Below are 9,921 nucleotides of genomic sequence, written 5' to 3' on the forward strand. Positions count from 1 at the left end.
CGCGCGGCCTCCGCCTTGGTCGCGCGCCATGGCTTGTGCGCGACGCCGCCGAACGCGATCCGGACGTCGGCGATCCGGTCGCCGTCCATCTCGATCGCCGCCGCGACCGAGATCAGCGCGAAGGCGTAGCTCGCCCGGTCGCGCACCTTGCGATAGGTCGAGCGCGCCGCGACACCGAGCGGCGGCAGTTCGATCGCCGTGATCAGCTCGCCTGCCGCCAGCACGGTGTCGAGGTCGGGCCGATCGCCGGGCAGGCGGTGCAGCTCGCCAAAGGGCAGCGTCCGCGCGCCGTCGCGTCCCTCGATATGCACGACTGCGTCGAGCGCGGTCAGCGCAATGCACATGTCGGAGGGATGCGTCGCGACGCAGGCATCGGATGCGCCGAGAATCGCGTGGATGCGGTTGAACCCTTCGCGGGCATCGCACCCCGTACCGGGCACGCGCTTGTTGCAGTGCGATCCGTCGGTGTCATAGAAATAGGTACAGCGCGTACGCTGCAGCAGGTTGCCGCCGACCGTCGCCATGTTGCGGATCTGCGCAGACGCCCCCGCCAGGATCGCGCGCGACAGCATGGGATAGCGCGTTCGCACGCCGTGATGCTCGGCGACCGCGGTGTTGGTAGCGGCCGCGCCGATCAGCAGTCCGCCCTCTGCCGTCTCGGTGACCGCAGCGGACAGGCGGGTCACGTCGACCAATGTCTCGTGGCGGGCGACGGTCTCACGCATCAGGTCGACGATATTGGTGCCGCCGCCGAGAAAGGCCGCGGTTTCGCCCGCACCCAGTCGTACGGCATCGTTCACGGTATCGGCACGCAGGTAAGTGAAAGGCGTCATGCCGCCATCTCCGCGCTCGTCTCGGCTGTCGCCTGTGGCGCCATCGTCGCCTGGATCGCATCGATGATGCCGTTATGCGCGCCGCAACGGCACAGATTGCCGCTCATTCGTTCCTGGATCTCGTCGCGGGTCAGGACCACGTCGGCGGCGAGGTCGGCGCTGACATGGCTTGGCACGCCGCGGCGCACCTCCGCGGCCATGCCGATCGCTGAGCAGATCTGCCCGGGTGTGCAATAGCCGCACTGGAACCCGTCATGCTCGATGAACGCCGCCTGCAACGGGTGAAGCGCCGCGGTCTCGGCCAGGCCCTCGATCGTCGTGATCTCACGTCCGTCATACTGGACCGCCAGCGCGAGGCAGGACAGGATCCGCTCGCCATCGACCAGCACCGTGCAGGCCCCGCACGCGCCTGATTACAGCCTTTCTTGGTGCCGGTCAGGTGGAGCGTCTCCCGGAGGTGGTCGAGCAGCGATACACGGGGATCCGCCGGTCCCGGGACGGCGTTTCCATTGACAACGAACGACATGGCGATCTCTCCTGTGGCGCACCGCGCCTAGGGGCAGCGTACACCAGTTTATGTGTCGTGCTGATGTCTTTCAGGGCTCGGGGTGCAGCGCAAATCTAAAAAGATCAAACAGCGTGCTCGTCCATGCGGTGCGGCGGCGGCCAAGAGAGGCGCCGCTCGATAACCTTGGTCGAGATCGGCCGCCACGTCATCGTGGCGCAGTGCCGCGAGCATCCCCGATCTCCAGCCAATAGCCATCGGGATCCTGCGCATAGATCTGGCGGACGCCGTCGAACCGGAGCTGCATCGTGTGCGGTGTGCCCGCAAGGTCGGTCCAGACGCGTCCGTGCCGGTCGAGCCAGGCAATGACGGTGGCGAGATCGTCGACGTGCAGCGCCAGATGCTCGTTCCGGTTCGAGGGTTTCGGCGTCGTACGGCCGTCGAGGATGTGGAGCGCGAGGCCGTTGCCCAGATCGAGCCAGCGGCGGTTCTTGAGCGGCGTCGGGATGATCCGCAGGCCGAACGCCTCATGATAGAAGGCCGCGCTGCGGTCGATGTCCGCTGCCTGGATCGCGACATGCTCGGCGGTCGCCGCTGGCGCCGCTGTCGTTTGCAACGCTGCAAGCGCGAGTAGAATGGATGGCACGATCATGAGGCCCGATCCCTGAAATATGTGTTCAGCGCGTTCGTGACGATGAAGGCCCGGACCCATGCGGCGCGCCGTCGGCACCGTCGTCAAAGAAAGAACCGGGTGCGCCGCACGTGACGTGCAGCGCACCCGGAGATCGGGTCGACATCGGCAGGGGGGGGCGCGCCGATATCGACCAGAACCATGAAGTCCTCAGAACTGGAAATTGACCGCGAGCGCGTAGGTACGGCCGAAATAGGATGTGTAGAGCGGATCCTGACGCACCGTGTCGACGGTCAGGCGGTTGGTTTCGTCAGTGATGTTAGATACTTCGGCGATCAACTTGATATGCTCGTTGAGATTGTACGAGGCCGAGGCGTCGACGAAGATCGAACTCGCATTGGCGGTCGAATCCGCGTCGACCGAGCCGCTGGGGACGGCGGTCAGGAAGGCCGCGCGATAGTTGACCGTCGAGCGGATGCTGAACTTGTCGTCTTCGTAATAGAGCGTCCCGCTTGCCGTTTCGGGCGACAGCCCGACCAGCGGCGCGGTCCGGGACAATGTCGGCGAGATGACGTAGTTGATGTTCGACCGGACCCGCGTGAAGTTGCCGAGTGCGCCGAAATTGCGCAGCACGCCGGGCAGGAAGGTGAAGGGCAGCTGGACGTTGACCTCGAACCCGCGCAGTGGCCCGCCCTCCGTGTTGTTGCTCCGCTGGACGGTGAACACGTCGGTCGGGCGCAACTGCGTTCCGTTGAGCAGCGTCAGCGGCAGGCCGATATCCTGGAACGCGACCGCCTGGCTGGTCGTCTGGATGTAGCTCTCGATATTCTTGTAGAAATACGCGACCGAGATCAGCGAGCCCTTGGCGAAATACCATTCGAGCGCCGCGTCGAACGTGTTGGCACGGATCGGCTCGAGGAAGGGATTGCTGAAGGTTGCGGTCTGGATGACGAGGTTCGCGGAGCCTGCGGGGATCAGCTGGCCATAGGCTGGCCGTGACATGACGCGGGCGACCGAGGCGCGCGCGATCAGCTCGGGCGTGATGTCGAGCGCGAGGTTCGCCGACGGCAGCCAGTCGTCATAGCTGCGGCCGACCTCCGATATCACGAACCGCGAGGGATAGAGCGACCCGGCAGGCGCGGCCGAGGTGATCGGGCCGTAGGTGTCGAGCTTGGTATGGACGTATCGTACGCCCGCATCGCCGCGCAGTGCGAAGGGCAGCGAGTTGGCGGTGTTGAACTTCACCATCGCATAGCCCGAGGCATATTTCTCATCGACGCCGCCATACGTGCCCTTGGCGCATTCGAGGCTGCAATAGACATAGTTGTCGAGCCCGACCGCGTCGCGGAACTTCTCGGGATCGATCGAGACGAAATCCTGCAACAGCCCGTCCAGGTTGCTGCCGATGCCAGTCGTCACGGTGGTGAGGCTGGCGAGCGTCACGCCCGACGGGAGCGCGAGTGGCGTGTTGGTGGCGAGCTGCCGTTCCCGCGCGGTATATTTGTTGGTGCGATACTGGCCGCCGATCTGCAGCGTGAAGTCGGGGGCGGCCTCCCATTCGCCGTTGAGTTCGAAGGTCTTGCTCGTGATCGTGTTACGACGGATGAAGTTCGACAGCTGACCGCGCTGGTCGCCGTTGGCGAGCGGCGGGCCATATTGGAAGAGCGCGGGATTGGTCGTGTCGATTCCGTAGCCGATCTTCGGAATGTCGGGATTGTCGCGGAAGTCGATCGAGAAGTCGCGCGTGTCGTTGGCATCGATTGCGACCTGTAGGCGGTCGACGTCGAGCCGCGACTGGTTGATGCCGGCCAGACCATAGACCCGGACGGTGTCGGAGAAGCGGTGGTCGAGGTTCAGATTGACCTGGCGGTAGGTCGAGGTGAACTTCTCCTGCTGCATCTCGACCGCAGATCGACGCCGTCGAACAGCCCGTGGATCAGCGACCCATTGTCATCGACCTCGATCTCGCGGACCGACGTCAGCGGCTGGCCGTTGTTCGAGATCGCGCGCCCGAACGAGCGTGCATCGAAATAGGTGTCGAGCCGATCCACCTTGAACCGCGAATACAGCCCGTCGAGCGAGATGTCGGTATTGTCGCCAGGCTTCCATTGCAGCGTCAGGGTGCCCGCGAGACGCTGCTGCTCCTGGTCGCTTTTCGCGGGTCGCGGCAGGCGGGGGAGATAGACGCCGCCGCCCGGACGACCGTTCACCCCGGTCCGGCTCATGACATAATCATAGGCCGCCGCCGTGCTCGTGCGCGGATTTCCAGTGCTGCAATTATTGGCGTCCGCGCCGATCGGCGTACCGTTCGGCTGGGCGTAGCCGGCGGTCGGACTGTTCGTCGCGGCCCCGCGAAAGCTGTAGCCGACCGGGGTGCAGAAGGGGAAGATCACGCCGGCATTCGCGGTGCCCGCAGCTGCGCCTGGCCATAGACCGTGGTCGGCACGACATCGGCGGCCGAATAGGCATATTCGGCGATATGTCGCTTCGAATAGGCGATGCTGCCGAGGATGCCGAACGTGTCGCCGAACTGCTTGGAGACCAGCGCGGACAGGCGCGGATCGGCCTTCTTGCTGATGTCGTTGTAGATACCGCGCGCAGTGCCGGTGAGCACGAAGCTCTTCTTCTGGTCGAACGGCTTGGGCGCGCGCAGGTCGACCGTCGCACCCAGCGAACCTTCCTCGACATCGGCCGACAGCGTCTTGCGGACCGACAGTGCCGAGAAGATTTCGGTCGGGAAGGTCACGAAGTCGAACGAACGGCCGGTCGCGACGCCGCCGCGAATGTCGGTGCCGCTGACCTGCGACACGCCTTCCATTCCGTTGATGCGCACGCGCGTGAACTGCGCGCCGAGGCCGCGGACCGAGATATTGCGGCCCTCGCCGCCGTCACCGCGCGAGAGCGCGACGCCGGGGATGCGCTGCATAGACTCGGCGAGGTTGGAGTCGGGGAACTTGCCGATATCCTCTGCGACGATGCTGTCGATCGCGGCGGTCTCGTTACGCTTCTGGTTCAGTGCGTTGTTCAGCGAGGCGCGGAACCCGGTCACGACGATATCGGCGTTTTCCGGCTCGGACGTCTGGGTTGGGTCGACAGGATCGGGTGAACTCGTCTGGCTGTCGGCTGGTTGCGGCACCTGGCTGCCCGCGGTTCGCTGGGCCATGGCCGGCGCGGCGACCAACAGACCAATGACGCTCGTCGAGATAAGCAGCATGCGCTTATCGAAGCTCTTGTGGCTCAAGGACCCTCTCCCGATAGGCCGGTCGCGCTGAGTCGGCGCGGCCCGACATTTTGCCGCCCCAGTTTTCTAGGGTCGGCGTAGGTCGTCAGGTATCAGGGCCACAGAAATATGACAATATGGAATCATTTGGTCAGACAATTAGTTTGACCAATATTTTGAGGCGCATCCGTAGCCGCGATTTGACAGCATGCACCTCTAGACGCGGGGGCGGGTCAGACCGAGCGACGGGCCAGGGCACGGCGGCGCTGGACGGTCGCGGCCCGCGCGCGTTCGACCGCTTCGGTCTCGGTGACGTCGAGCAGGTGGTCGATCACACGCGCAAGGTGATCGCGCATCGCGTTGCGCGCGTCGACCGGCGAGCGCGCCTCCAGCGCGGTCAGGATCCGGCCGTGCTCGGCCATGCGGTTCTCCGTGCCGAGGCTTCCCGCCTTCGCCAAGACCTCGCGCGCGAGCGGCGAGCGGAAGCGCATGTCCCAGAAGTCGGCCACCGCGGAGATGATCACCGCATTGCCGGTCGCCTCGGCGATCGCGATGTGGAACCGGCGATCCGCGTCCTCTGCCGCGATCGTGTCGTCCTGATCCATCTGCGCCAGCAGACCGCGTAGCTCGACCAGCTGCTCCTCCGTGATCTCGGTCGCGGCGACCGCGGCGACTTCGCCTTCGAGCAGGCGACGCGCCTCGGTGATCTCGAACGCGCCGATATCGAGTTCCTGCTCCGAGTCGTTCGATGACGATGCCAGCACGAACACGCCCGAGCCCTTGCGGGCCTCGACCATGCCCTTCATCTCGAGTGCGATCATCGCCTCGCGGATCGTCGGGCGACTGACCTGAAACCGCTCCGTCAGATCGCGTTCGGCGGGCAGGCGACCGCCGACCTGGAATACCCCGTCCGCGATGTCCGTCATGATCGCCTGCACGATCTTGCGGTAGAGTTTACCGCCGCCTTCAGCGTCCTGCATTGCATTCCTCGTTCGATAGACGGCAGCCTGAACGTCGGCGCCGTCCCCTACATCGCGCGGACACCGGCATCGTCAAGTCCGGTAAGCCCCGAACCAGCGGAAACATCGATAAAATGCCTTACAATCTGTTTGCATGTGGCCCGACCACAAATTAGGGTCGGTTTTGGAGAGACGTACGGCAGCGACATGTCGGCGGTGAAACGATGCGAGACGACCGGACCTGTCCGGATAGGGCTGCCCAGCCCGTGCTCGCAGAAAAGAGAAAAGGGGAGGCGAATGGTTCGAGCACTCGCAATTCTGACCTTGGCGGCCGCACCGTTGCTGCTGCTGCCGTCGGTCGACGCGGCCCCTGCGTCTCAATCCTCCACAGATCAGGCAAAAGCACCGTGGCGCGACGTGACCCCGCGCGCGGGGCTGGCCGGCTGGCGCGCGACCGGCGGCAACGCGACCTACGCGTTCGAGAATGGCGAGCTGATCGGGCGCGCCGAGCCCGGCAAGACCAATAGCTGGCTCGTGTCCGAGGCGCAGTATGGCGACTTCATCGTCGAGTTCGATGCGAAGACCGACCCTGCGCTCAATTCGGGGATGATGATCCGCGGACAGAGCCGGCCCGATTATCGCAGCGGCGTCGTGCACGGCTATCAGGTCGAGATCGATCCGTCGGCACGTGCGTGGAGCGCGGGCATGTATGACGAACAGCGCCGGCAATGGCTGTATACGCTCGGCCGCAACGCGCCCGCGCGGCAGACCTTCCGCTCGGGCGACTGGAACCACTACCGTGTCGAGGCGATCGGCACGCGGTTGCGCAGCTGGATCAACGGCGTGCCCGCGACCGATACCGTCGACGATGTCGATGCGCGCGGGTTCATCGCGTTCCAGGTCCATGCGATCCCCGACGCGGACGCCGCGCGGCATCCCGAGGTGCGGTTCCGCAACGTCCGCGTGATCACCGATGCGCCGGCGCGCTACGCGATGCCCGCGACCGCGCTGCCGCAGCAGGGCTGGCTGAGCAATAAGCTGTCCGCAGAGGAGCAGCGCGAAGGCTGGAAACTGCTGTGGGACGGCAAGACCGGTGCCGGCTGGCGCGGCGCGAAGGGGACAGTGTTTCCAACGACGGGCTGGACGATGGCGGGGGGCGTGCTGCGCGTAGACGGCGGCGGCGGCGACATCGTCACGACGCGCGAATATCGCGATTTCGAGCTCTCGGTCGATTTCAAGCTGGCACCCGGCGCGAACAGCGGGATCAAGTATTTCGTCGATGCCGGCCTGCTGAAGCGCAAGGGCGAGGCGCTCGGGCTGGAATATCAGCTGCTCGACGATGCGCGGCATCCCGATGCGAAGATGGGTCGCGACGGCAACCGGACGCTCGGCTCGCTCTACGATCTGATCGCGGCGAAGAACCTGTCCGACCCGGCAAGCCCGGGCAAGCGGATCAATCCGCCGGGCGAATGGAACCGGGCGGTGATCGTGGTGCGCGGCGCGCGTGTCGAGCACTGGCTGAACGGCTTCAAGATGGTCGAATATGACCGCGGGTCGCCGGCGTTCCGCGCGCTGGTGGCACAAAGCAAATATGCCGGGATCGCCGGGTTCGGCGACGCCGTGCAGGGGCCGATCCTGCTGCAGGATCATGGCGACCGGGTCGAGTTCCGGTCGATCAAGCTGCGTACACTCTAAGGGGGATCAAGCGATGGACCGTCGGACGATGATAAAGGGCGCGGGCGCGACGCTCGGCATGGCGATGACCGCGCGCAGCTATGCACGGATCAAGGGCGCGAACGACCGGCTCAGCGTCGCGATCGTCGGCGTGAACAGCCGCGGCCAGGCGCATATGAGCGCGTTCACCAAGGTCCCGAACGTCGAGGTCACGCATTTCTGCGACGTCGACTCGGCGGTGCTGGCCAAGCGCGCGGCGGCCTTTGCCGCGAAGGGCCATGCCGCGCCGCGGACCGAAGGCGATTATCGAAAGCTGCTCGACAACAAGGCGATCGACATCATCACCGTCGCGACGCCCGATCACTGGCACGCCAAGCTGGCGGTCGACGGGATGAAGTCGGGCCATCACGTCTATTGCGAGAAGCCGATCGGCATCGCGCCCGCCGAGGGCGAGGCGATGATCGCCGCGCAGAAGAACACCGGGCGCCAGCTGCAGGTCGGCAACCAGCAGCGGTCGAGCCCCGAGACGCGGCAGCTGCTCGCGCTGGTCCAGGCGGGCGAGCTGGGCGACGTGTACGAGGCGCAGACCTGGTACGCCAATAATCGCGGATCGATCGGCAAGGGGCAGCAGGTCGCACCGCCCGCGACGCTCGACTGGGACATGTGGCAGGGCCCGCGCCCGCGTGCGGCGTACCGGTCGAACCTGGTGCCGTATAACTGGCACTGGTTCTGGCAATATGGAACGGGCGAGCTGTGCAACAACGCAATGCACGAACTCGATATCGCGCGCTGGCTGATGGGCCTGACCTATCCGACGAAGGTCGAGGCGAAGGGGGCCAAGCGCTTCCACGCGGGCGACGACTGGGAGATGTACGACTCGCTGTCGCTCGACCTGAATTACGACAAGGACCGCGTGATCCGCTGGAACGGGCAGAGCTGCAACGCGATGCAGACTTATGGCCGCGGCCGCGGCGTGCTGCTGCTCGGGACAAAGGGGTCGGCGGTGGTCGATCGCAACGGGTTCGAACTCTATGATCTGGCGGGCAAGTCGATCCGGCAGGTAATGGCCAAGGCGACGTCGGAGACGACCGGCACGGTCGGCGAGGGGGTGCTCGACGTCTATCACGCGAACAATTTCGTCGATGTGATCCGCGGCAAGGCCACCACGCTCAACTCGCCGATCACCGAGGGGCATATCAGCACGACTCTCTGCCATCTGGGCAACATGGCCTATCGCACCAACAGCGTGCTGACCGTCGATCCCGCGACCGGCAGGCCGAGCAGTGCCGAGGCGATGAAGCTGTGGTCGGTCGCCTATGAACCTGGCTGGGAGGTCAAGGCCTGACGTGGGTATCGCCGCGCGGGTCGAGCGCTTCGTCGCGATGGGGACGCGGATCGAGCTTCACGTCTTCGGTTCAGGGTCTGCGGATGTGATGGTCGCGGCGCGGCGCGCGATCGAAAGCGTCGACGACGCGCTGACGATCCACCGGCCGTCGCCGACGACCGCGCTCAACGACGAACTGCTCGCTGGGCACGGCGTCGCGATCGACGATCCGGTATTGATCGACGCGCTGGTCGCGATCGACGAGGCGCATGCGCTGACCCTAGGCCTGTTCGATCCGGCCGCCGATCGGCGGTTCGCCGGGGCGGGCTGGGGCGATCTCGTGTTCGACCGCAGCACCGCGCGGATCGCCGCGACCCGGCCGCTCGCGCTCGATTTCGGCGGATTCGGCAAGGGCTTCGCACTCGACCGCGCGAGCGCCGCGCTGCGCAAGGCGGGCGTCGTCTGCGCGTGCCTGTCCGCGGGTGAAAGCTCGATCGCGGTGATCGGGGAGCATCCGCTGGGCGGCGGGTGGCCGTTCGCGATCCCCGATCCGTCGTGCACTGACGCGGTGCTGGTCGAGGTCGAGCTGGTCGACGAGGCGCTCTCGATCTCGACGACGGTCGGCGCCGGCACGCAGCGCCCGAGCGCGCGGCGATGATCCGCCCCACCGATGGCGGGATCGTGACCGCGGCGCGCTGTACCGTGGCGATCGATCGCAGCGGCGGCATAGCGGAGGCGATGAGCACCGCGCTGCTCGTCGCCGATGCGGCACGCG

The 9,921-nt window shown here is 65.9% G+C and carries 9 protein-coding genes and 1 pseudogene; 3 read left to right on the forward strand and 7 right to left on the reverse strand.

Annotation, left to right across the window (positions count from 1 at the left end; all coding sequences use genetic code 11):
• From NI18_RS16750 to NI18_RS16770, 7 genes and pseudogenes are all read right to left on the reverse strand, one after another.
• On the reverse strand, positions 1–833 hold an 833-nt coding region (locus NI18_RS16750), incomplete at its 3' end, for a xanthine dehydrogenase family protein subunit M (protein WP_037531620.1).
• Positions 830–1,359: pseudogene (locus tag NI18_RS16755) on the reverse strand (2Fe-2S iron-sulfur cluster-binding protein). The gene NI18_RS16750 and the pseudogene NI18_RS16755, both read right to left, overlap by 4 nt.
• A gap of 187 nt (positions 1,360–1,546) precedes the next feature.
• Positions 1,547–1,990, reverse strand: coding sequence for a VOC family protein (locus NI18_RS16760; protein WP_052149280.1), 444 nt, complete (start codon positions 1,988–1,990; stop codon positions 1,547–1,549).
• Positions 1,991–2,179: 189 nt separating this feature from the next.
• Complete coding sequence (locus NI18_RS24580) at positions 2,180–3,868, reverse strand: TonB-dependent receptor (protein ID WP_052149281.1); 1,689 nt, start codon at positions 3,866–3,868, stop codon at positions 2,180–2,182.
• Complete coding sequence (locus tag NI18_RS24585; RefSeq protein ID WP_052149282.1) at positions 3,823–4,362, reverse strand: hypothetical protein; 540 nt, start codon at positions 4,360–4,362, stop codon at positions 3,823–3,825. Before NI18_RS24585 ends, NI18_RS24580 begins: the two co-directional genes overlap by 46 nt.
• Positions 4,359–5,210 carry a TonB-dependent receptor plug domain-containing protein gene (locus tag NI18_RS24590; RefSeq protein WP_052149283.1) on the reverse strand — a complete coding sequence of 284 codons (852 nt, stop codon included), beginning with the start codon at positions 5,208–5,210 and terminating at the stop codon, positions 4,359–4,361. The genes NI18_RS24585 and NI18_RS24590 overlap by 4 nt, the downstream gene beginning before the upstream one ends.
• Positions 5,211–5,422: 212 nt before the next feature.
• The gene (locus NI18_RS16770; RefSeq protein WP_031439703.1) at positions 5,423–6,169 is read right to left on the reverse strand and encodes a FadR/GntR family transcriptional regulator; all 747 of its coding nucleotides are present in this window, start codon (positions 6,167–6,169) and stop codon (positions 5,423–5,425) included.
• 276 nt (positions 6,170–6,445) lie between these two features.
• Here NI18_RS16770 and NI18_RS16775 point away from each other — a divergent pair, with 276 nt between their 5' ends.
• Genes NI18_RS16775 through NI18_RS16785 form a run of 3 tightly spaced genes read left to right on the forward strand, consistent with a single transcriptional unit; the run spans position 6,446 to position 9,804 of the window.
• A complete protein-coding gene (locus tag NI18_RS16775; RefSeq protein ID WP_081874157.1) occupies positions 6,446–7,843 on the forward strand; it encodes a DUF1080 domain-containing protein in 1,398 nt (465 codons plus the stop codon).
• A gap of 13 nt (positions 7,844–7,856) precedes the next feature.
• Entirely contained in the window at positions 7,857–9,167 is a 1,311-nt protein-coding gene (locus NI18_RS16780) for a Gfo/Idh/MocA family oxidoreductase (protein ID WP_031439705.1), read from the forward strand.
• A gap of 1 nt (position 9,168) precedes the next feature.
• A complete protein-coding gene (locus NI18_RS16785; protein ID WP_037531625.1) occupies positions 9,169–9,804 on the forward strand; it encodes an FAD:protein FMN transferase in 636 nt (211 codons plus the stop codon).
• The last annotated feature ends 117 nt before the right edge of the window (positions 9,805–9,921 follow it).

Origin of the sequence: Sphingomonas sp. Ant20 (assembly GCF_000783375.1) — a bacterium.
Lineage (GTDB): Bacteria > Pseudomonadota > Alphaproteobacteria > Sphingomonadales > Sphingomonadaceae > Sphingomonas > Sphingomonas aerolata.